18 protein-coding genes are annotated in these 21,541 nt (G+C 71.9%); 12 read left to right on the forward strand and 6 right to left on the reverse strand.

Annotated elements, in window-relative coordinates; genetic code table 11:
- Positions 1–23: 23 nt before the first annotated feature.
- Together KKZ08_RS35730 and KKZ08_RS35735 are read right to left on the reverse strand one after the other, a co-directional pair.
- Positions 24–788, reverse strand: coding sequence for a DUF4239 domain-containing protein (locus KKZ08_RS35730; protein WP_223778381.1), 765 nt, complete (start codon positions 786–788; stop codon positions 24–26).
- Between the two features lie 16 nt (positions 789–804).
- Entirely contained in the window at positions 805–1,398 is a 594-nt protein-coding gene (locus KKZ08_RS35735) for a hypothetical protein (protein ID WP_223778382.1), read from the reverse strand.
- Positions 1,399–1,642: 244 nt separating this feature from the next.
- Between KKZ08_RS35735 and KKZ08_RS35740 the strand changes: the two genes are divergently transcribed.
- From KKZ08_RS35740 to KKZ08_RS35750, 3 genes are all read left to right on the forward strand, one after another.
- On the forward strand, positions 1,643–2,653 hold the full coding sequence (locus KKZ08_RS35740) for an SCO0930 family lipoprotein (RefSeq protein WP_223778383.1): 1,011 nt from the start codon (positions 1,643–1,645) through the stop codon (positions 2,651–2,653).
- A 226-nt stretch (positions 2,654–2,879) separates the two neighbouring features.
- A complete protein-coding gene (locus KKZ08_RS35745; protein WP_223778384.1) occupies positions 2,880–3,692 on the forward strand; it encodes an SAM-dependent methyltransferase in 813 nt (270 codons plus the stop codon).
- On the forward strand, positions 3,689–5,833 hold the full coding sequence (locus tag KKZ08_RS35750) for an EAL domain-containing protein (RefSeq protein ID WP_223778385.1): 2,145 nt from the start codon (positions 3,689–3,691) through the stop codon (positions 5,831–5,833). The genes KKZ08_RS35745 and KKZ08_RS35750 overlap by 4 nt, the downstream gene beginning before the upstream one ends.
- Before the next feature lie 148 nt (positions 5,834–5,981).
- On the opposite strand, the gene KKZ08_RS35755 is transcribed toward KKZ08_RS35750, so the two are convergent.
- On the reverse strand, positions 5,982–6,866 hold the full coding sequence (locus KKZ08_RS35755; protein WP_223778386.1) for a LysR substrate-binding domain-containing protein: 885 nt from the start codon (positions 6,864–6,866) through the stop codon (positions 5,982–5,984).
- A gap of 95 nt (positions 6,867–6,961) precedes the next feature.
- Here KKZ08_RS35755 and KKZ08_RS35760 point away from each other — a divergent pair, with 95 nt between their 5' ends.
- The 3 genes from KKZ08_RS35760 to KKZ08_RS35770 are packed head-to-tail and all read left to right on the forward strand — an operon-like array spanning position 6,962 to position 10,374.
- The gene (locus KKZ08_RS35760) at positions 6,962–7,669 is read left to right on the forward strand and encodes a succinate dehydrogenase (protein ID WP_223778387.1); all 708 of its coding nucleotides are present in this window, start codon (positions 6,962–6,964) and stop codon (positions 7,667–7,669) included.
- A 3-nt stretch (positions 7,670–7,672) separates the two neighbouring features.
- Entirely contained in the window at positions 7,673–9,631 is a 1,959-nt protein-coding gene (locus KKZ08_RS35765) for a fumarate reductase/succinate dehydrogenase flavoprotein subunit (RefSeq protein ID WP_223778388.1), read from the forward strand.
- Positions 9,628–10,374, forward strand: a complete 747-nt coding sequence (locus KKZ08_RS35770; protein WP_223778389.1) for a succinate dehydrogenase/fumarate reductase iron-sulfur subunit — start codon at positions 9,628–9,630, stop codon at positions 10,372–10,374. Before KKZ08_RS35765 ends, KKZ08_RS35770 begins: the two co-directional genes overlap by 4 nt.
- 78 nt (positions 10,375–10,452) lie before the next feature.
- On the opposite strand, the gene KKZ08_RS35775 is transcribed toward KKZ08_RS35770, so the two are convergent.
- Positions 10,453–12,792 (reverse strand): excinuclease ABC subunit UvrA, encoded by a 2,340-nt coding sequence (locus KKZ08_RS35775; RefSeq protein ID WP_223778390.1) that lies wholly within the window; start codon positions 12,790–12,792, stop codon positions 10,453–10,455.
- A 156-nt stretch (positions 12,793–12,948) separates the two neighbouring features.
- On the opposite strand from KKZ08_RS35775, the gene KKZ08_RS35780 reads away from it, so the two are divergent.
- Complete coding sequence (locus tag KKZ08_RS35780) at positions 12,949–13,404, forward strand: cold shock domain-containing protein (RefSeq protein ID WP_223778391.1); 456 nt, start codon at positions 12,949–12,951, stop codon at positions 13,402–13,404.
- Positions 13,405–13,431: 27 nt separating this feature from the next.
- Here KKZ08_RS35780 and KKZ08_RS35785 read toward each other — a convergent pair whose 3' ends face one another.
- On the reverse strand, positions 13,432–14,568 hold the full coding sequence (locus KKZ08_RS35785; RefSeq protein WP_223778392.1) for an alpha-hydroxy acid oxidase: 1,137 nt from the start codon (positions 14,566–14,568) through the stop codon (positions 13,432–13,434).
- A complete protein-coding gene (gene hppD, locus KKZ08_RS35790) occupies positions 14,549–15,640 on the reverse strand; it encodes a 4-hydroxyphenylpyruvate dioxygenase (protein WP_223779329.1) in 1,092 nt (363 codons plus the stop codon). The genes KKZ08_RS35785 and hppD overlap by 20 nt, the downstream gene beginning before the upstream one ends.
- A gap of 165 nt (positions 15,641–15,805) precedes the next feature.
- Here hppD and KKZ08_RS35795 point away from each other — a divergent pair, with 165 nt between their 5' ends.
- From KKZ08_RS35795 to dpgB, 5 genes are all read left to right on the forward strand, one after another.
- Entirely contained in the window at positions 15,806–16,498 is a 693-nt protein-coding gene (locus KKZ08_RS35795; RefSeq protein ID WP_223778393.1) for a prephenate dehydrogenase/arogenate dehydrogenase family protein, read from the forward strand.
- Positions 16,486–16,890, forward strand: coding sequence for a hypothetical protein (locus KKZ08_RS35800; protein ID WP_223778394.1), 405 nt, complete (start codon positions 16,486–16,488; stop codon positions 16,888–16,890). The genes KKZ08_RS35795 and KKZ08_RS35800 overlap by 13 nt, the downstream gene beginning before the upstream one ends.
- Before the next feature lie 513 nt (positions 16,891–17,403).
- Positions 17,404–19,446 carry an aminotransferase class I/II-fold pyridoxal phosphate-dependent enzyme gene (locus KKZ08_RS35805; protein WP_223778395.1) on the forward strand — a complete coding sequence of 681 codons (2,043 nt, stop codon included), beginning with the start codon at positions 17,404–17,406 and terminating at the stop codon, positions 19,444–19,446.
- A gap of 64 nt (positions 19,447–19,510) precedes the next feature.
- Entirely contained in the window at positions 19,511–20,650 is a 1,140-nt protein-coding gene (dpgA, locus tag KKZ08_RS35810; protein ID WP_223778396.1) for a 3,5-dihydroxyphenylacetyl-CoA synthase DpgA, read from the forward strand.
- A 14-nt stretch (positions 20,651–20,664) separates the two neighbouring features.
- Entirely contained in the window at positions 20,665–21,339 is a 675-nt protein-coding gene (gene dpgB / locus KKZ08_RS35815; protein WP_223778397.1) for an enoyl-CoA-hydratase DpgB, read from the forward strand.
- Positions 21,340–21,541: the final 202 nt, after the last annotated feature.

Raw genomic sequence — 21,541 nt, forward strand, 5'->3', positions numbered from 1 at the left:
GGTTGATCAAGCGAGAGGCGGCATCAGCCGCCGAGGTGTGGGAAGAGCGCCCTGAACGGTTCCGCCGTCGCCGCGATGCCCCGGCTGTACGGGGCGTCGAAGTCCCAGATCAGGAAGAGCAGGAAGGCGAACAGGGCGGAGAAGAGGCCGGCGAGGAGCAGTTCGCGCGGCGTACGGCGGATCTGTAGCGCGAAGATCATGCCGATCGTGACCAGGCCCCCGATGATCAGGCCGAACCACACCACGCCCGGCATGGTCGCCCCCACGCTGTCCGCCCGTGAGCTGCGCGCGTCGTCCGCGGCCGCCACCTCGTCGACCAGCGGCTGGTACGCCTGGGCCTCGAAGTCCGACTTCGGTTCGTAGTCGGTCACGTCATGGCGGATCCGGGCCAGGAGATCCGCACCGCGATCGGTGAGTTCCCCCTTGGACTTCATGGCGTCCCACTCCTTGGTGACGACATGGCTGACATATGTGTGGACATCGGCGCGAATACGGTCCCTGACGTCCTCCGGATATACCCGGGCGCGCTCCGAGACCTCGTGCAGGGCCTGGGCCTCGACGCGGACGTGTTCCTGGGCGGCGCCGCGCGCCTCCCAGACGCCCGCGATGGCCAGACCGAGGACGATGGCGTACACGACACCGATCATCATGGTCATGTACTCGATGACGTCCGGGGTCTCCGACGCGTCGTAGTCCGCGCCGGTCCTGCGGTGCCGCAGCAGTGTCACGACGAGCACGACACCGCAAGCGGCCGCCATCGCGAGGGTGAGAACAAGCCATTCCGACAAGGAAACCTCCGGCGGGTCAGCGCGGGCGGAGCGCGGCGACGGCGAGCACCGCGGGCGCCGTGATGAGCAGGGTGAGCGAGACGAGGGACGGGCCGCTGCGGCGCGGCTGCTTACGGGTCGGGGCGTGGTACGCCGGATAGGTCACGGGCGGCGGTGGCTTGGACGTTCTGGTGCGAACGGGAGGCTTCGGCTCCGCCGTCGGCTTCGGGTCCGGCGCGGGCGGCGGGGGCGGGGTGAGGGACGGCGCGGGCTCGGGCGCCTTCGGTGCGGGCGGCGGCGCCAGGGCCTTCGGAGGCGGCGGCGGCTCGGCAGGCGGCGGAGGAGCGGGTGGTGCCGGAGGCGGAGGTGGCGGCGGGGGAGGCGGTGGCGGAGGTGGCGGTGGCGGCGGGGGCTTCGGGCGGTGCGTCGGCCCCGCCGAGCAATCACCTCCCCCCGCCACGGCCACCGCGCCGCCCCCCGAGGACGAACCGCCCTTGCCGATCGACGCGTACGCGCAGTCGGCGGCCACGGCCGCGCCGGTGGTGACGCAGGCGCCGGACAGCAACGCCAGTGCCAGGAGCGTGAGTACACGCGTGGCGACGGACGACAGGACCCGCGAAGTTCCATGCACGACGGAGATCATGGGCGCCGTCCACCCCATGCATGCCGCAACGCGGCGGAATAACCCGAAGGGAGGAGGCGCCACCGCCCTCGAGTTGACGCCGCCCGGCCCGGGAGCCGCACGCCCCGTACACCCGGACCACGTAGAAAAGTTTGCGGACCGATTGAACGCGACGGCCGCCCCCGCCCGTACCTAGGGCCATGTGTGACGCGCAACGGCGCCACAACACCCAAGCGGACAGCGGGAGTTACAGATGCGGCATCCAAGTGGGCGAGCCCCTCGGGCCAGGCGGAGCGCCTCGCTCGTAGCGACGGCTGTGGCCCTGCTGGCGCTGACGGCGGCGTGCGGCCAGGAGAAGGGCGACCAGTCCCCGAACGGCCAGAACGTGGGCAACGAAGCGCCCGCCAAGGGCGACGGATACGGCGCGGGCGACGGATACGGAGCCGACTCCGGCGCCGCGGACGATGGCGCGGGCGCCAAGGCGAAGCCGGCCGGTCAGCTCGCCGTATGGGACAGCAAGAAGCTCGGAAAGGTCGTCACCGACAGTGCGGGCTTCACGCTGTACCGCTTCGACAAGGACACCGCCCAGCCGCCCAAGTCCAACTGCGACGCCGCCTGTCTGAAGCTCTGGCCGGCCGCGCCCGCCGACGGGGCGAAGGCCGCGCCGGGCGTCGACGGCTCCCTGCTCGGCGAGGTCACCGGCGTCGACGGCACCAAGCAGCTCACCATCGACGGCTGGCCGATGTACCGGTACGCGAAGGACACCGAGCCCGGTGACGCCAAGGGCCAGGGCGTCGGCGGCGTCTGGCACGCAGCGGCCCCCGACGGCAAGAAGGCCGCGCCCGCGGCGGCCGGAACCGCCCCCACCGAGAGCGCCCCGGACGGGGCCGCCCCCGCCGACCCCGCGGGCCTGTCCACCCGCAAGGACCCGAAGCTCGGTGAGATCGTCGTCGACAAGAACGGCATGACCGTCTACCGCTTCACCAAGGACTCCGCCTGGCCGATCAAGTCCAACTGCGAGGGCGCCTGCGCCGAGAAGTGGCCCGCCGTCGCCCCCGTCGACAAGGCCGACACCAAGGGCATCGACAAGAAGGGCTACATGACCTACGACCGCCCGGACGGCGGCAAGCAGCAGACGATCGACTGCTGGCCGCTGTACACCTTCGCCGGCGACAAGAAGCCCGGCGACACCAACGGGCAGGGTGTGGGCGGCACTTGGTACGCGGCGAGCCCCGACGGCAAGGCGGTGGGCGCCCCCCGATAACCCCCGGACCCCCCACGGTGCACGGCCGGCCGGTCCGTTCCCCCTCCTCCCCACAGAAGGGAAGGGGAACGGACCGGCTTTCGGTGTGGCGTACGGCACTTGCCAAAGGCAGTGACCGAGAACGGACGGCCAATTTCCGTTTTGACTCGCTCCCTTGGCGGACGATCAGTAGCCTCACCCTCGAACAACGGATCGCCCGCGTCACCCCCTATGCCTTGGAGTCTTGATGGAGCGTCCCGCCTGGGCCCCGCTCGGCATCGACATCTCGATGCCCAGCGTTTCCCGCATCTACGACTATTACCTGGGCGGTTCGCACAACTTCGAGGTGGACCGGGAGGCCGGCCGCAAGGCCATGGAGTTCATGCCGGGCCTGCCGAAGATCATGCAGGCCAATCGCGCGTTCATGAGGCGAGCGGTGCGGTACGCCGTCGACCAGGGCGTCACCCAGTTCCTCGACATCGGCTCCGGCATCCCGACCTTCGGCAACGTCCACGAGGTGGCGCAGCAGGCCAGCGACGAGGCGCGCGTCGTGTACGTCGACCACGACCCGGTCGCCGTCGCGCACAGCGAGGCGGTCCTCGACGGCGACGAACGGGCCGCGGTCGTCGCCGCGGACCTGCGCAAGCCCCGGGACATTCTGGGCAGTTCGGAAGTCGACGCGCTCCTCGACCTGGACCGCCCGGTGGCCCTGCTGCTCGTCGCCGTCCTGCACTTCGTCGAGGACGCGTACGATCCGTACGCGGCGGTCGCCGAACTGCGGGACGCCCTCGCGCCCGGCAGCCTGATCGTCGTCACCCACGCCTCGTACGAAGGGATCCCGGTTCCCCCCGAGCAGGCCGACGGCACGGTCGGTGTATACAAGGACATCCGCAATCCACTGATCATGCGCTCGCGCGACGAGATCGCGCGGTTCTTCGAGGGATACGACATGGTGGAACCCGGCCTGGTGCCGATGCCGCACTGGCGGCCCGACACGGCGCCCGACGAGGAGGACCCGTACTCCTTCTCGGGGTTCGCGGGCGTGGGACAGAAGCGTTGAGCGCCGAGCCGGACGGGCCGGAGGGAAGACTCCGCAGGTTCGCCACCATCTGGAGCCGTGCCATCTTCCCGGTGACGGCGACCTCGCTGACCCGTCCCGAGTTCGAGGAGCAACTGGTGCCGCTCGCCCGGCGGTTGCGCGACGCGCTCCAGGAGCGGTTCTTCGACGCGACGCAGGGCCACGCGGTCGGCGCCGCCCTCATCGACACGCACTGCACCGACCCCGAGGCGCTGAGCCGCACCCTCGACTGTGTCGACGCCTACCTGGTCCTGTACTGCGGCGGCGACGGCTCCCAGGAGGAGCTGCGGGCCCGCAGCTCGCGCATCCAGCACGCGGTGGCGGCCGGTTTCGCCCAGGCGCTGCGCGAGCGCACCCTCGCCGAGCAGGAGGCGATCTCCCGCGCCGCGCTCAGCGCGCGCAGCGCCGTCGCCGAAGCCCTGCACGCGAGCGAGGCACGCTTCAGGGCGGTCTTCCACGGGGCGGCGATCGGCATCGGCATCGCGGGCCTGGACGGCACGATCCTGGAGGTCAACGACGCGCTGGTGCGCATGTTCGGCGGCCTGGAGAGCAATCTGCGCGGACGCAACGCGGCCGAGTGGACACACCCCGACGACTCGCCCCACGTATGGAAGCTGTACGAGGAGCTGGTGCGCGGCGAGCGCGAGCACTACCGCGTGGAGAAGGCCTTCTACCGTCCCGACGGCACGGTCCTGTGGACGAACCTGACCGTCTCACTGCTGCGGGACGCGGACGGACTGCCGCAGTACCAGCTGGCGTTGATGGAGGACACCACGGAGCGCCGGCTGCTCAACCTCCGCCTGCGCTACGAGGCCACCCACGACGCGCTCACCGGTCTGCCCAACCGCACGCTGTTCTTCGAGCGCCTGGAGAAGGCCCTCTCGGCGGGCGAGAACGCCCGGTTCGGCCTCTGCTACCTCGACCTCGACGGCTTCAAGACCGTCAACGACAGCCTCGGGCACGCGGCCGGCGACCGGCTGCTCGTGGAGGTCGCCGACCGGCTCCAGTCCTGCGCGACCGCGCCCGGCGAGATGGTGGCCCGGCTCGGCGGCGACGAGTTCGTGGCGCTCACCACGGGCCCCGACACCGAGACCGAGGTCGACGAGCTCGCCGGGCGCATCATGAACGCCCTCTCCGCCCCGATCCGCGTGGACGGCCGAGAGCTGACGGTGCGCGGCAGCATCGGCATCGTGGAGGGCCCCGCGGGGGAGCGCGGCGCGGCGGAGGTGCTGCGCAGCGCCGACATCACGATGTACCGCGCGAAGTCCGCGGGCGGCAACCGCTACGAGGTCGCCGACCCGGAGGCCGACGCCCGCGCCATCACCCGGCACGGCCTGACCACCGCGCTGCCCGCCGCCCTGGAGCGCGGCGAGTTCTTCATCGAGTACCAGCCGCTGGTGCACCTCGGCGACGGCAGTGTGCGCGGCGCCGAGGCGCTGGTGCGGTGGCTGCACCCGCAGCACGGGATCATCGGCCCCGACCGGTTCATCCCGCTCGCCGAGCACACCGGCCTGATCGTGCCCCTTGGCCGCTGGGTGCTCGAGGAGTCCGTACGGCAGGCCCGCCTCTGGGAGTCGCGTACGCAGGGCGGAGCGGACGCCGCGCCACTGCGGGTCAACGTCAACCTCTCGCCCATGCAGCTCACTCATCCGGGCCTTGTCTCCGACACGGTCGACATCCTGGAGCGCGAGGGCCTCGCGCCGGGCGCGCTCTGCCTGGAAGTCACCGAGTCCGCGTTGATAGGAGCGGACGACGATCTGCTCAAGCCGTTGCGCAGGCTCGCGGAGATGGGCGTCGACATCGCGCTCGACGACTTCGGCACGGGCTACTCCAACCTCGCCAATCTGCGCAGGCTGCCGGTGAGCGTGCTCAAGCTGGACCGCTCCTTCACCCAGGGCATGCAGCACTTCCCGGCCGACCCCGTCGACCTGAAGATCGTCGAGGGGATCGTCGCGCTCGCCCACAGCCTGGACCTCGCGGTCACGGTCGAGGGCGTCGAGACGGGCCATCAGGCGGACCAGCTGCGGGAGCTTGGCTGCGATACTGCTCAGGGCTGGTATTACGCGCGTCCCGGTCCGCCGGACCGCCTGCATGAACTGGCACTGGCGGACGCGGTCGGCTGACCGCCGGGGTGCGGGTCTTCGTGTGGTTGCGCGCGCAGTTCCCCGCGCCCCTGACGGGGCCCGGATGCGCCCCCGTCAGGGGCGCGGGGAACTGCGCGACCAGCCATAACACACCCGCACCCGGCATACGACGCGCACCCCGGAGCTCTTACCCGCCCCCTACCAACAGCATCCGCTGAAGCTCACGCGCAGCCCGCGGCGGCGCCACATCACTGCGGTGCGCCAGCGCGATCGTCCGATGCAGGCTCGGCTGCGAAAGCCGCGTCACCCGCAGATCCGACCCCGACCGCTCCGCCACCATGCGCGGCACGACCGCCACCCCGAGCCCGGCCCGTACGAACCCCAGCACCGCGTCCATCTCACCGCCCTCCACCGCGAACTCCGGCTCGAACCCCGCGGCGCGACACGCGGCGACGGTGAGTTCCCGCAGGTCGTATCCGTGCCGGAACATCACCAGGCGCTCGCCCTGGAGGTCGGCGATCCGCACGGACTCGCCGAGCCGGCGCCGCGCCCGCGGGGACGACACCACGACCAGGTCCTCACGCAGCAGCTCCACCGTGGTCAGCGCCGGTGACGGGCTCGGCAGCGGCAGCACCACCAGGGCCAGATCCAGCGCCCCGCGCGCCAGCTCCCGTACGAGGTCGTGGGAGCCGCCCTCCTCGATGAGCAGCTGGATCCCCGGATGCCGGTCGTGGAAGGCGCGCAGGATCTCCGGAAGCAGTCCCGTGCACACGCTGGGGGTCGCGCCGAGCCGGATCCGGCCGCGCCGCAGCTGCGCCAGCTCCTGCACCTCGATCCGCGCGGTGTCCGCGTCCGCGAGGATGCGGCGGGCCAGCGGCAGCAGCGCCTCGCCCGCGTCGGTCAGCGTGATGTTGCCGCGGGCCCGGCTGAACAGCTCCGCGCCGAGTTCCTTCTCCAGGGCCCTGATCTGCTGGGAGAGGGACGGCTGGGAGACATGGACCTCCTCCGCCGCCCGCGTGAAGTGCCGCGTCTCGGCGACCGCGACGAAGTAGAGGAGCTGCTGGAACTGCATACAGGCACCCTACGCCGCACGATAGGACGAGGCTATCGAGATGAGCCGAACCATCTCTTGGACCGATCGGGACTTTCGGCCGTAGCGTCGCTGACATGGCTCTGGCAACGCGGACGGACAAACGGCCGTCCATGACCCGCACGCTCTGGGACTCCACCATCGGCAAGAAGACCGTGATGGCGGTGAGCGGTCTGATCATGCTGCTCTACCTGGTCGCGCACATGGTCGGAAACCTGAAAATCTTCTTCGGCCCCGAGGAGATCAGCCACTACGCGCACTGGCTGCGCACGGTCGGCGAGCCGTTCATGCACTACGAGTGGACGCTGTGGCTCGTCCGCGTGGTCCTCGTCGCCGCCGTCGTCGCGCACGCCACGTCCGCCTACCAGCTGAGCCGCCTGGACATCAGGGCGCGCCCCACCAAGTACGTCCACAAGAAGGCGCAGGCGACCTTCGCGACCCGCACCATGCGCTGGGGCGGCGTCATCCTCGGCCTCTTCATCGTCTGGCACATCCTCGACCTGACGACCGGCACCGTGCACCCGGGCGGCTACGAGCACCTGCACCCGTACCAGAACATCATCGACACCTTCTCCACCTGGTACGGCAACGTCATCTACATCGTCGCCGTCGTCGCCCTCGGCCTCCACGTCCGGCACGGCCTGTGGAGCGCCGCGCAGACCCTGGGCGTCGGCACCGCAACCCGCGACCGCGTCCTGAAGCCGCTGGCGGGCGGACTCGCGCTGGTGCTGACCGTCGGCTTCGTCTCCGTACCCGTGGCCGTCATGACCGGACTGGTGAGCTGAACCATGAACTACTCCAGTGAGTACGCCGCCTACGCGACCGGCGAGCCGCTCGTCGACGCCAAGGCCCCGAGCGGCCCGATCGCCGACCGCTGGGACACCCGCCGCTTCCAGGCGAAGCTGGTCAACCCCGCCAACCGCCGCAAGCACACCGTCATCGTCGTCGGCACCGGCCTGGCCGGCGGCTCAGCCGGGGCCACGCTCGCCGAACAGGGCTACCACGTCGTGCAGTTCTGCTACCAGGACTCGCCGCGCCGCGCCCACTCGATCGCCGCCCAGGGCGGCATCAACGCCGCGAAGAACTACCGCAACGACGGCGACTCGGTCCACCGCCTCTTCTACGACACCGTCAAGGGCGGCGACTTCCGCGCCCGCGAGTCCAACGTGCACCGCCTCGCGCAGATCTCCGTCGAGATCATCGACCAGTGCGTCGCGCAGGGCGTGCCGTTCGCCCGCGAGTACGGCGGACTGCTCGACACCCGCTCCTTCGGCGGCGTCCAGGTGTCCCGCACCTTCTACGCGCGCGGCCAGACGGGCCAGCAGCTGCTGCTGGGCGCCTACCAGGCGCTGAGCAGGCAGATCGCCGCCGGAAACGTGGAGATGCACCCGCGCACCGAGATGCTGGACGTCATCGTCGTCGACGGACGGGCCCGCGGCATCGTCGCCCGCGACCTGATCACCGGCAAGATCGACACCTACTTCGCCGACGCGGTGGTCCTCGCCTCCGGCGGCTACGGCAACGTCTTCTACCTGTCGACGAACGCCATGAACTCCAACGCCACCGCTGTCTGGCGGGCCCATCGGCGCGGTGCGTACTTCGCCAACCCCTGCTTCACGCAGATCCACCCCACCTGCATCCCGCGCACCGGCGACCACCAGTCCAAGCTCACGCTGATGAGCGAGTCGCTGCGCAACGACGGCCGGATCTGGGTGCCGAAGGCGAGGGGCGACCAGCGGCCGCCGAACGAGATCCCCGAGGACGAGCGCGACTACTACCTGGAGCGGATCTACCCCTCCTTCGGCAACCTCGTGCCCCGCGACATCGCCTCCCGCGCCGCCAAGAACGTATGCGACGAGGGCAGGGGAGTGGGCCCCGGCGGACAGGGTGTCTACCTCGACTTCGCCGACGCCATCCGGCGCATGGGCAGGAAGAAGGTCGAGGAGAAGTACGGCAACCTCTTCGACATGTACGAGCGGATCACCGCCGAGAACCCGTACGAGGTGCCGATGCGGATCTACCCCGCCGTGCACTACACGATGGGCGGCCTCTGGGTCGACTACGACCTCCAGACCACCGTCCCCGGACTCTTCGCGATCGGCGAGGCCAACTTCTCCGACCACGGCGCGAACCGGCTTGGCGCCAGCGCCCTCATGCAGGGCCTCGCCGACGGCTACTTCGTCCTGCCGTCCACCATCAACGACTACCTCGCGCGCCACCCCCACAAGGACGAGGTGAGCGTCGAACACCCCGTCGTCCAGGAGGCGTTGGCGGAGACCGAGGACCGGCTGAACCTCCTGCTGTCCGTCGACGGCGACCGCACCCCCGACTCCTTCCACCGCGAACTCGGCGAGGTCATGTGGGAGTTCTGCGGCATGGCCCGCACCGAGAGCGGCCTGCGCAAGGCCCTGGAGCGCATCCCGCAGATCCGTGAGGAGTTCTGGCGCCGCATCAAGGTCCCCGGCACCGGCGAGGAGTTCAACCAGTCCCTGGAGAAGGCCAACCGCATCGTCGACTACCTGGAACTGGCCGAGCTGATGTGCCTCGACGCCCTGCACCGCGCCGAGTCCTGCGGCGGCCACTTCCGCGAGGAGTCCCAGACCCCGGACGGCGAGGCCGCCCGCCGCGACGAGGAGTTCTCCTACGCCGCCGCCTGGGAGTTCACCGCCACCGGCGAAGCCCCCGTCCTGCACAAGGAAGACCTCGTCTTCGAGTACGTCCACCCCACCCAGCGGAGCTACGCATGAAGCTCACCCTGCGCGTCTGGCGCCAGAAGAACGCCGACGCCGACGGCGCGATGTCCACGTACGAGGTGGACGGCATCTCGTCCGACATGTCCTTCCTGGAGATGCTCGACACCCTCAACGAAGAACTCATCGTCAAGGGCGAGGACCCCGTCGCCTTCGACCACGACTGCCGGGAGGGCATCTGCGGCGCCTGCTCGCTCGTCATCAACGGCGACGCGCACGGCCCCGAGCGCACCACCACCTGCCAGCTCCACATGCGGTCCTTCGCGGACGGCGACACGATCGACATCGAGCCGTGGCGCGCCGCCGCCTTCCCGGTCGTCAAGGACCTCGTCGTGGACCGCTCGGCGTTCGACCGGATCATCCAGTCCGGCGGCTACATCAGCGCCCCGACCGGCTCCGCGCCCGACGCCCACGCCACGCCCGTGCCCAAGCCGGACGCCGACTTCGCCTTCGAGCACGCCGAGTGCATCGGCTGCGGGGCCTGCGTGGCCGCCTGCCCCAACGGCTCGGCCATGCTGTTCACCTCGGCCAAGGTCAACCACCTCAATGTACTGCCGCAGGGTGCCCCCGAGCGCGAGACCCGTGTGCTCGACATGGTGGCGCAGATGGACGAGGAGGGGTTCGGGGGCTGCACGCTCACCGGCGCCTGCGCCTCTGCCTGCCCCAAGGGGATTCCGTTGCCCTCCATCTCCGCGATGAACAAGGAGTGGTTGCGGGCCACCCGGAAGGTCAGTCGGTAGCTCCGCCGGAGGGGCCGGTGGGGATCTGCGAGTCCGATGTGGCTGGTCGCGCAGTTCCCCGCGCCCCTTCGGGGGCGCCTAGTCGAGCGCGTGGCGCAAGTACGGCGCTGTGCGGCTGTCCTGCGCCCGCGCCACGTCCCTCGGCGGGCCCGCCGCCACGATCCGGCCGCCGCCCTCGCCACCGTCCGGGCCCAGGTCGATGACCCAGTCCGCGCCCGCCACCACCGCCATGTCGTGCTCGACGACGACCACCGAGTTCCCGGCGTCGACCAGTTCGTGCAGGCGGTGCGTGAGCACCTCCACGTCGGCGGGGTGCAGCCCCGTCGTCGGCTCGTCGAGGAGATAGAGCGTGTGCCCGCGCCGAGCCCGCTGCAACTCGCTCGCCAGCTTGATCCGCTGGGCCTCCCCGCCCGACAGCTCCGTGGCCGGCTGCCCGAGCCGCAGATAGCCGAGACCGACGTCGAGGAGCGTGCGCAGGCTGCGGACGACGGACGGCGTGTCCGCGAAGAACTCCGCGGCCGCCTCCACCGTCAGGTCGAGCACCTCGGCGATGTTCTTCCCGTGGTACGTCACCTCGAGGGTCGCCGGGTTGTAGCGGGCGCCCGCACAGTCCGGGCAGGGCGCGTACGTGCTCGGCAGGAAGAGCAGCTCGACGCTGACGAACCCCTCGCCCTGACAGGTCTCGCACCGCCCGCCCGCGACGTTGAACGAGAACCGGCCGACGCCGTAACCCCGCTCCTTCGCCGCCTCCGTGGCCGCGAAGACCTTGCGTACGACGTCGAAGAGGCCCGTGTAGGTGGCGAGGTTGGAGCGCGGCGTGCGGCCGATCGGCTTCTGGTCGACGCGGACCAGCCGGCCGACGCCCGGCAGTTCCTCGGTGATCTCGCCGACGAGCGTGGACTTGCCCGAGCCGGAGACGCCCGTGACCGCCGTGAAGGCGCCGAGCGGGACCTTCGCCGTCACCGCGCGCAGATTGTGCCGGGTGACCGGGCCGACCTTCAACCAACCGCGAGGCGCGCGCACTTCGCGTACCGGAGCGGGCTCGCGGCCGAAGAGGAAGCGGGCGGTCGCCGACTCCTCGACGCCTTCGAGCGCGGCGACCGGGCCGCTGTGCAGCACCCGGCCGCCGTGCTCGCCCGCGTGGGGGCCGACGTCGACGAGCCAGTCCGCGTGGCGTACGACGTCGAGATGGTGCTCCACGACGAAGACGGAGTTGCCGGCGGCCTTGAGGCGGTCGAGAACCGTCAGCAAGGCCTCCGTGTCCGCCGGATGGAGCCCCGCCGACGGCTCGTCCAGCACGTACACCACCCCGAACAGGCCCGAGCGGAGCTGCGTCGCGAGCCGCAGGCGCTGGAGCTCTCCCGCCGACAGGGTGGGCGTGGCACGGTCCGGACTGAGATAGCCGAGGCCCAGCTCGGTGACGGTCGCGATGCGGGCCAACAGGTCCTCGGTCAGTACGCGCGCCGTCTCGGACGTGTCCGCGGCGCCCGCGAGGACGTCCGCCAGCTCGGACAGGGGGAGCGCGGCCAGCTCGGCGATCGTCCGGCCCGCGAACGTGACCGCCAGCGCCTCCGGACGCAGCCTGCTCCCGCCGCACGCCGCGCAGGGCGCGCTCGCCAGGAACCGTTCCGCCTTGGCCCGCAGCGTCTGGCTCTTGGAGTCCGCGAAGGTCTTCATGACATAGCGCCGGGCGCTCATGTACGTGCCCTGGTACGGGCGTTGGATGCGGCCCGCCTCGCGCACCGGGTGCACGGTCACCACCGGCTGCTCGTCCGTGAAGAGGATCCACTCGCGGTCGGCGGCGTCCAGCTCGCGCCACGGCCGGTCCACGTCGTAGCCGAGGGTGTCCAGGACGTCCCGGAGGTTCTTGCCCTGCCAGGCGCCCGGCCAGGCGGCGATCGCGCCCTCGCGGATGGACAGCGAGGGGTCGGGGACCAGCAGCTCCTCGGTGGTCCGGTGGACACGGCCCAGACCATGGCACGCAGGGCACGCGCCGGCCGCGGTGTTCGGCGAGAAGGCGTCCGAGTCGAGCCGCTCGGCGCCCTCGGGGTAGCTGCCGGCGCGGGAGAAGAGCATCCGCAGGGAGTTGGACAGGGTGGTCACCGTGCCGACGGAGGAGCGCGAGGTCGGCGACGAGCGGCGCTGCTGGAGCGAGACGGCGGGCGGCAGGCCCGTGATCTCACCGACCTTCGGGGCGCCCACCTGGTGGATGAGCCGCCGGGCGTACGGGGCGACGGACTCGAAGTAGCGCCGCTGCGCCTCGGCGTAGATCGTCCCGAAGGCGAGCGAGGACTTCCCCGAGCCGGAGACGCCGGTGAACACCGCGAGCACGTCTCGCGGGATGTCCACGTCGACGCCCCGGAGGTTGTGCTCCCGGGCACCCCGGACGCGTACGAACGGATCGTGGGGGCTGTGCATGGGTTCTCCGTACGCGGCTCGGGGACAAACCCCACGATTCTAGGTCGTGGGCCGGAGCGCGAGCCGGGCAGGTGTCCGGAGGCACAGGGGGTACCTGGAGATATGCGTCCTTGTTAAGGTGTGGTCTCTTGTCAAGGGCGTCGGGTGGTGGGGGAAATGGCATCGGGCACGGGCACGATTCTGAAGTTCGACGGGATGCGCGGTTTCGGTTTTATCGCGGCGGATGACGGCGGCGAGGACGTCTTTCTCCACACATCGGTCTTCTCGGGTGATCCCGGGAATCTCGTACCCGGTGCGCGCGTCGAATTCCAGATCATCGCGAACGACCGCGGGCGGAAGGCGTTCGCGGCGCATCTGATCGACGGCGTCGGCGACGGCACGGCGGCGCCCGCGCCCGCGGTGAACGGACACGTCGGGCCGTCGGGGCGCGGCGCGGCGCAGGGGGCCACCGGCGACGACGGCGTGTGCGACGTCCTGTCGCGCGACGAGTTCACCCATGACGTCACCGAGGTTCTGCTGTCGGCGGCGCCGGACCTGACCGGCGACCAGATCGTGCGGGTGCGCGCGAGCATGCTGGAATTCGCCGAGAAGCGGGGTTGGGTCGACCTCTGAGGCCGGACGCGGAGCGGCCGCGTCGGCTCATCCGTGCCGTACGGCGCGCAGTTCCCCCGCGGCCGACACGTCCGCGCAGCCCGCGAGCCCCAGGGCGTCCCCGAACTCCTCGGCGAGAAGGGCGAGGACGCGTCGGACGCCCGCCTCCCCGCCCATCGCTAGCCCCCAGAGCGCCGGACGCCCGACCAGGACGCCCCGCGCGCCGAGGGCCAGTGCCCTCAGGATGTCCGTGCCGCTGCGGACACCGCTGTCCAGCAGGACCTCGCAGCGGCGTCCTGCCAGGGCCGAGACGACCTCCGGCAGCGCGTCCGCGCTGGGAACCGCGCCGTCCAGCTGACGCCCCCCGTGGTTGGAGACCACGACGGCGTCCACCCCGCACTCGGCGGCCCGCGCCGCGTCCTCGGCGGCCAGCACGCCCTTGAGGACCAGCGGCAGCCGCGTCCGCTCGCGCAGCGCCGCCACCGACGACCACGTCAGGGCCGAGGAGAACGCCGCGTCGGTGTGGACCGCCAGCGCGGAGACGGCGTCGTCCGGGGCCTGGTGCGCCCGCGTGGGCCCGGCGGCGAGGTGGGCGGCGCGCACGTGGTCCGGCAGTGCGAACCGGTTGTGCATGTCCCGCAGCCGCCGCCCCATCCACGGCACGTCGACGGTCAGCACGACGGCCTGCGCGCCCGCGTCCTCGGCCCGGGTGACCAGGTCGAGCGAGCGGCCGGGCTCGCGCAGCCAGTAGAGCTGGAACCAGACCGACGCGCCGGTCGCCGTGAGCCGCTCCACCGGCACACTGCTGAGCGTGCTCACGATGAACGGCACCCCCGCCGCGCCCGCCGCCCGTGCGGCGGCCAGCTCGCCATCGGGGTGCACGAGCCGCTGGTAGGCGACCGGCGCGATCGCCAACGGCACGCGGACCGGATGCCCGAGGAGGGTGGTCCGCGTCGTGCACCGCGACACGTCCCGCAGGACGCGCGGGATGAGGCGGACCCGGTCCAGCGCGGCACGGTTGGCGTCGAGCGTCGTCTCGGCGCCGCTGCCCCCGGAGATGAAGTCGCGGACCTCGGCGGGCAGGACGGCGGCCGCGGCGCGCTCGACATCGGCCAGGCACAAGGCGTGGGCCGGGTCCGCGTGCGCAGCCCGCGCCGTCGTCGCCTCAGCGCTGGTGGAATCCACGCTGCTTCGTCCGCTCCATCTCCACGGCCTCGTAGAGCGCCTTGATGTTCGCGCTGCCGAAGGTCTCGGCGCCCTGCCGCTCGATGATCTCGAAGAACAGCGTGCCCCGCGGGTGGTCCGAGGCGGTGAAGATCTGGAAGAGCTGCCCGTCGTGGTCCTCGGCGGCCAGCACGTTCGTCGCCCGCAGGTCCTGGAGCCGCTCCGTGCTCAGGGCGACCCGCCGGCCGAGCAGGTCGTAGTACGACGACGGGGTGCGCAGGAAGGAGACCCCCCGCCCGGACAGGGCACGCACGGAGGCCACCGCGTCACCCGAGGAGAACGCGAGGTGCTGGACGCCCGCGCCCTGATGGCTCTTGAGGAACTCGTCTATCTGGCCGCTCGCGGCCGAGGTGTCGGGCTCGATCAGCGTCAGCGTCACTGTGCCCGACGGGCTCTGCACGGCCGTCGACTCCATCGCCTGGGCGCCGACGACGATGCGCTCCTCGAATATCTCCCGGAAGCCGAGGGCGTCGCGGTAGTAGCCGACCATCGGGGCGAGGTCGCCCGCGTTCAGGCACACGGCGATGTGGTCGAGCTCCAACAGGCCGACGCCCGCGACCGGTTCGTGGTCCGGGGCCGTTTCGCGGTCCGGGGCCGGCACGGGTACGTGGCCGACGGGCAGCCCAGGGCCCTCGCCGGGCTCACGCCCGACGAGTGTGTGGACCAGGTCCCCGAAGCCGCGGACCGCCGCCGTGACGGTGGGCCCGCCGTCGCCGTGCCGCCGCGGACGCCGGTGCGCCATGGCGCCCCGCGCGAGCGCCGCGTGGAAGGCGGCCTCCGGGTCGGCGGTGCGCAGCGCGATGTCGGCGACACCGTCCCCATGGGCCAGCACGTACGCGGACGCGGGGTGCTCCTCCGACGTCGCCTGCGTGAGGACGAGCGTGATCCGCCCCTGGCGGAGGGTGACGCCTCGGTGGTCCGCGGAGGTGCTCGTGCCGACCACGGTGAAGGCGTACCGGTCGGTCCAGGACGACGTCGCCGCCGCCAGGTCCGCCACGTACATCTCGACGTAGTCGATCGACAGATCATTCAGCGGATTTCCGAATTAAAGAATGAGTTTCTGGGACTCTACGATCCCGGCCCGCCTGTGGCTATGAACGATATGGACGGCCGACTTTGCCGTCCGGAACCGTCCAGAATAAAGTGAGCGGCCTTTCGGTTAATGGGCGAAGGTCTTTCGAACGGGTGATGTTCAGTGATGCGCACCATGACCGTCATCGGCACCGGTCTCATCGGCACCTCGATCGCACTCGCCGTGAGCGGGCGCGGCGTGAGGGTGTTCCTGTCCGACCGCGACCCCGCCGCCGCGCGGACGGCCGCCGCTCTCGGCGCCGGCCTCGCCAGGGACCCCGGGGAAACCGTCGACCTGGCCGTGATCGCCGTCCCGCCCAGCCACGTCGGCGCCGTCCTCACCGAAGCCCAGGAGCGCGGTCTCGCCCGGGCCTACACCGACGTCGCGAGTGTGAAGGCGGGGCCCGAACAGGCCGCGCTGCGCCGCGCGCCGGACCCGGCCCGCTACGTCGGCGGCCACCCCTTGGCGGGGCGCGAGCGGTCGGGGCCGCTGGCCGCCAGGGCCGAGCTCTTCCGGGACCGCAACTGGGTGCTCACGCCGTCCCGGCTGACCTCGGACGAAGCCTTCGAGCGGGCCCTCGAACTGGTCGCCCTGTGCGCCGCCGTCCCCGTCGTGATGCGCAGCCAGGACCACGACGCGGCCGTGGCCGTCACCTCCCACGTCCCGCATCTGATGGCCAGCCTGATGGCGGCCCGGCTGACGGAGGGCCCTTGCCGCGCCAGGGGTTGCCGACGCCCCGGATCGCCGCCAACGGGCCGTCGCTCCTCAGCCACCTGCACGCCGACCTGTCCCGCCTCGTACCGGCGGTGGACGCGCTGACCCGGGCGGGCGGCGCGGAGCGGGACCTCGGCATGCGGACCCTGGTGGACCTGCTCGACCGGGGCATCTCTGGGCTCGCCGAGATCCCGGCCGCCGGGGCCGGCCCGCAGGAGGGCGGCCAAGGGGTGCGGGTCGCCGTCGCGGAGCGCCCCGGAGAGCTGGCGCGGCTCCTCGCCGCCGTCGCGGACCTCGGTGTCGCCGCGGAGGACGCCGCCGTCGAGACCGCCGCCGCAGGGGCCGGGTTCACCGTGCGGTTCGGTCTCCCCGCCCGGACCGCGGAGAAGGTCGCGGACGCGCTCGACGCCGGCGGCTGGACCGTCGTACGGGAAGACGACGAGAGGCTGCTGCCGATGGGGGAGGGGCAGGCGGTGCCGGGCGTTCCCGGCGTGTGAGGCGATGCCGTGTCCGCTTGCGTCCCAACACGTCCAAGTGCGCGAACCGGGCGGTTGGACGGCGTTGTTGGACCGTCGCTATTTGTGTGACTCTGAGCGCCGGTCGCCGAATTCCCGATAACTGATAACTACTGCCGGACGCCTGGGGGAAATCCATGGCGGAACAGATCGCCGATGATCCTGCGCGCTCCGCGCACCAAGCGCAACAAACGGGCCTGGGCTCGGATTCCGTCCCGCACAATTTCCCCGACGAGCGCGCCTGTGCCGCGAACCGCGACGCCTTCGACCGGATCGGCCTGCGGCAGGGGCGACGTGGCGGACAGGGCTCAGGGCGACGGGAGCGGACGGGCGGAGAGGCGCGGCGGACGGGCGCCGGGCCGCCCGAGACCACCGTGAAGATCCTGGACCGGAGCTGGCCGGCGCCGCTGGTCGTCGGCCCGCTGGACGCCCCGGCGCGCCCGGCGGCGAACTCGCCGTCGTCCGGGCCGCCGCGGCGGCGGGCTGCCCGCCGCGGTGAGCGCCTTCGCCGAGCGGAGCTTCGCCGAACTCGCCTCCGCGGCCGCCGACGCACCGCCGTGGCTGCGGACCTATGCCTTCCAGGACCGGGAGACGGCACGGCACCTCGCGGGACGGGCCGAGGACGCCGGGTTCGGGGCGCTGCTCCTCGCGCTCGGGGACCGCGACGACGTCCGTGCCCGGCGCGTCGCCGCCCCCGCCGACCTCGGCGTACGGGGCCCCTTCGACGACGTGCGTACGCTGCTGAGGGCCCGCGCCGAGTGGTCCGACGTGGCATGGCTGCGCGCCGCCACCGCCCTGCCGCTGCTGGTCGCGGGCGTACGCGGCCCCGCCGACGCACAGCGCGCCCTCGACACCGGCGCCGACGGCATCGTGGTCACCGACCTCGACGCGCTCCCGGAGATCGCCGCGTCCGTCGCGGGCCGCTGCCCCGTCCTGCTGAGCGGAGGCGTCCGCCACGGCGCCGACATCGTCGCCGCCCTCGCCTCGGGTGCCGACGCCGTCTTCGCGGGCCGCCCGGTCCTCGACGGCCTGCGGGCGGGCGGGCGTGCGGGCGTGACGGAAGCACTGGACGGCCTCGTCCGGGAGCTCGGCGACGCGATGGCGTTCACCGGGGCCGCCACGGTCACGGACCTCGGCCCCGACATGATCCGCACCGGCCCCCGCCCCGCGGACGCGCCGCCCACCCGGGCGGCCGGGCGGCCGCTGCGCAAGACCGAGCTGCACGCCGCCGTGTCCGACCCGGTGCTGGACACGATGACGTTCCTCAACGAGATCACCACCCGCTACCCGGGAGCGATCTCCTTCGCGCCGGGCCGGCCGTACGACGGGTTCTTCGACAGCGAGCAGATCTTCACCCACCTGCGCCGGTACCTGAACCACCTGGAGGAACAGGGAAGTTCACCGCAGCAGGTGCGCACGTCCATGTACCAGTACGGTCCCACCGCCGGCCAGATCCGGGAGATCATCGCCGACTCGCTGCGCGCCGACGAGAACATCGACGTACCGGCCGAGTCCATCGTGGTGACCGTCGGCGCGCAGGAGGCGATGCTCCTCGTGCTGCGCGCCCTCATGACAGGGCCCGACGACGTCCTTCTCGTCTCCAGCCCCTGCTACGTGGGGATCACCGGCGCGGCCCGGCTCCTGGACGTCGCGGTCGCCGCCGTGGAGGAACGCGAGGACGGCATCTCCTGCGCCGATCTGGAAGCGGCCATCCGGACCGAGCGGGCGCGCGGTCGGCGGCCCCGCGCCTTCTACGTCGTACCGGACCACTCCAACCCGTCCGGGACCACCATGGGCGCGCGGGCCCGCGCCGAACTCCTCGAACTCGCCGCCCGGCACGGCATCCTCGTCCTGGAGGACAGCCCCTACCGGTTGGTGAGCCCCGGCCGACCGCTGCCGACCCTGAAGTCCCTGGACCGCACGCACACCGTCGTACACCTGGGCTCGTTCTCCAAGACGGTGTTCCCCGGTGCCCGGGTGGGCTTCGTCATCGCCGACCAGCCAGTGGTCGACGACACGGACCGCCCGGGCGGCGCGGCCCGCGTCGGGCTGCTCGCGGACGAACTCGCCAAGATCAAGAGCATGGTCACGGTCAACACCTCCTCGCTCAGCCAGGCCGCCGTGGCGGGCGCGCTGCTCGCGGCGGAGGGGCGGGTCTCGGAGATGAACACCGCGGCCGCCGCCTACTACGGCGACGCCATGCGGGCCACGCTCCGGGAACTGGACCGCCGGCTGCCGCCGGAGCGACGCGAGGCTCTCGGCGTGCGCTGGAACGAACCCACCGGCGGCTTCTTCCTCACCCTGCGCGTGCCGTTCCGTGCCGACAACGCCGCGCTGATCCGCTCGGCACAGGACTTCGGCGTCATCTGGACGCCCATGACGTACTTCCATCCCGGCGGAGGCGGCCTGCACGGCATCCGCCTCTCCACCAGCTATCTGACGCCCGCCCAGATCGCGGAGGGCACCGCGCGGCTCGTGCGCTTCATCGAGGCGCAGAGCGCGGCACCGCACACGACCTCAGGAGGAGCGGCACGATGACCGGCACCAGCGCCAAGCGAGAACCGCTTCGCAGCAAACCACGCATGTGGGGGTGGACCTTCCGATGACCGTCGACACAGCACCGCCCGGGGTTCCGGACGAGACCCGGGCCCCCGGGCGCCGGGAGAGCGGATTCCTGGCGGCCCCGAGGCTGGCGGGCGTCGGCACGGCCGTGAGCGCCACCTCCTACTCCCAACGCGAAGTGCTCGACGCCTTCGGGATCACGGACCCCAAGGTGCGGTCCGTCTTCCTCAACAGCGCGATCGAGCGGCGCAACCTCACGCTGCCCGCCGAGGACGCCCACGGCGTCCGCGGCCCCGAGTCCCAGGGCGACCTGCTCGACAAGCACAAGGCGCTGGCCCTGGAGATGGGCGGCGAGGCCCTGCGCGCCTGCCTGAAGGACGCCGGGGCCGAACTCGCCGACCTGCGCCACCTGTGCTGTGTGACATCCACCGGTTTCCTCACGCCCGGCCTCAGCGCCTTGCTGATCAGGGAGTTGGGCATCGACCGGCACTGCGGCCGGGCCGACATCGTGGGTATGGGGTGCAACGCGGGACTCAACGCGCTGAGTGTGGAGGCTGGTTGGGCGGCGACACACCCCGGTGAGCTGGCCGTGGTGCTCTGCGTGGAGGCGTGCTCGGCGGCGTACGCGATGGACTCGACGATGCGCACGGCCGTCGTCAACAGCCTCTTCGGTGACGGTGCGGCAGCCGTCGCGCTCCGTGCGGAGCCGGGTCCGGTGCGTGGATCGGAGCCCCAAGGCGGGCCCGTGCTGCTGAAGTTCGCGAGCTGCATCATCCCGGACGCCGTCGACGCGATGCGCTACGACTGGGACCGCGATCAGGGCAGGTTCAGCTTCTTCCTCGATCCCCGGATCCCCTACGTCGTCGGCGCGCACGCCGAGATCGTCGTCGACCGGCTGCTGGAAGGCACCGGTCTGCGCAGGAGCGACATCCGGCACTGGCTCGTGCACTCCGGGGGCAAGAAGGTCATCGACGCCGTCGTCGTCAACCTCGGGCTGACCCGCCACGACGTACGCCACACCGTCGGTGTGCTGCGCGACCACGGCAACGTGTCCAGCGGCTCCTTCCTCTTCTCCTACGAACGTCTTCGCGAAGAGGGCGTCGCCCGGCCCGGCGAGTACGGGGTGCTCATGACCATGGGGCCGGGCTCCACGATAGAAACGGCGCTGATCCGATGGTGAGGACGGACAGGACCATGAAGCCGCTGCGCGCACTGGAGTTGAACGGTTCCACGCCCCTCTCCGCCACGGCCGTCAAGGCCGTCGCCGACCTCTGCGACCGCGCGGAGGACACCGGCGGCTCCGGTCACGGCATCGCGGTCGTCCGCGTCACCGGGTCGCCGGCCGGTGATTGGACCGGCGGCCTCGACGTCATGCTCGTCACCAAGTGGGAGCGCGCGCTGCGCCGCCTGGAGCGGCTGCCCACCGCCACCGTGGCGGTGGCGCGCGGCGACTGCGGCGGCACCGCGCTCGACGCGTTCCTCGCCGCCGACCTGCGGGTGGCGGCCCCGGACACGCGCCTGGTCGTACCGCGCGACGCCACGGCCACGTGGCCCGGCATGGCCGCCTACCGCCTCGTCCACCTCGCGGGAGCCGCGCGGGTCCGCAAGGCCGTCCTGTTCGGCCGCGCCATCGAGGCCGCCGAGGCGTTGGCGCTCGGCATCGTCGACGAACTGACCGACGACCCGGCAGCGGCGATGAACGGCGCGGCCGAACTGGCGGCCGGCCTCTCCGGCAAGGAACTCGCGATCCGCCGCCAGCTGCTGTTCGACGCCGCGACGACCAGCTTCGAGGACGCCCTCGGCGCCCACCTCGCGGCCTGTGACCGGGCCCTGCGCCAAGGCGCGGAGAAGGAGGCGGCGGCCTCGTGACGACGATCTTGCCCGGGCCCTCTGAAGGGCCGGGATGGCCTGGGCGGCCCGTATGGCCTCGACAGCCGGGGCAGTTCGGAGGGCCTGAGCAGCCCGAACAGGCTGGGCAGCCCGTACAGCCTGGACGACTTGAGCAGTCCGGATGGCCTGGGCAGTCCGGGCGGCCCGAACAGCCCGTACAGCCTGGACGACTTGAGCAGTC

Origin of the sequence: Streptomyces sp. 135 (assembly GCF_020026305.1) — a bacterium.
Lineage (GTDB): Bacteria > Actinomycetota > Actinomycetes > Streptomycetales > Streptomycetaceae > Streptomyces.

Bases quoted from the DNA above. Each gene is read 5' to 3' on its own strand.
- KKZ08_RS35745 (WP_223778384.1), top strand. From the start codon at position 2,880: ATGGAGCGTCCCGCCTGGGCCCCGCTCGGCATCGACATCTCGATGCCC.
- KKZ08_RS35740 (WP_223778383.1), top strand. From the start codon at position 1,643: ATGCGGCATCCAAGTGGGCGAGCCCCTCGGGCCAGGCGGAGCGCCTCG.
- dpgB (WP_223778397.1), top strand. From the start codon at position 20,665: ATGAAGCCGCTGCGCGCACTGGAGTTGAACGGTTCCACGCCCCTCTCC.
- KKZ08_RS35755 (WP_223778386.1), bottom strand. From the start codon at position 6,866: ATGCAGTTCCAGCAGCTCCTCTACTTCGTCGCGGTCGCCGAGACGCGG.
- dpgA (WP_223778396.1), top strand. From the start codon at position 19,511: ATGACCGTCGACACAGCACCGCCCGGGGTTCCGGACGAGACCCGGGCC.
- KKZ08_RS35795 (WP_223778393.1), top strand. From the start codon at position 15,806: ATGCGCACCATGACCGTCATCGGCACCGGTCTCATCGGCACCTCGATC.
- KKZ08_RS35780 (WP_223778391.1), top strand. From the start codon at position 12,949: ATGGCATCGGGCACGGGCACGATTCTGAAGTTCGACGGGATGCGCGGT.
- KKZ08_RS35760 (WP_223778387.1), top strand. From the start codon at position 6,962: ATGGCTCTGGCAACGCGGACGGACAAACGGCCGTCCATGACCCGCACG.
- KKZ08_RS35775 (WP_223778390.1), bottom strand. From the start codon at position 12,792: ATGCACAGCCCCCACGATCCGTTCGTACGCGTCCGGGGTGCCCGGGAG.
- KKZ08_RS35765 (WP_223778388.1), top strand. From the start codon at position 7,673: ATGAACTACTCCAGTGAGTACGCCGCCTACGCGACCGGCGAGCCGCTC.
- KKZ08_RS35770 (WP_223778389.1), top strand. From the start codon at position 9,628: ATGAAGCTCACCCTGCGCGTCTGGCGCCAGAAGAACGCCGACGCCGAC.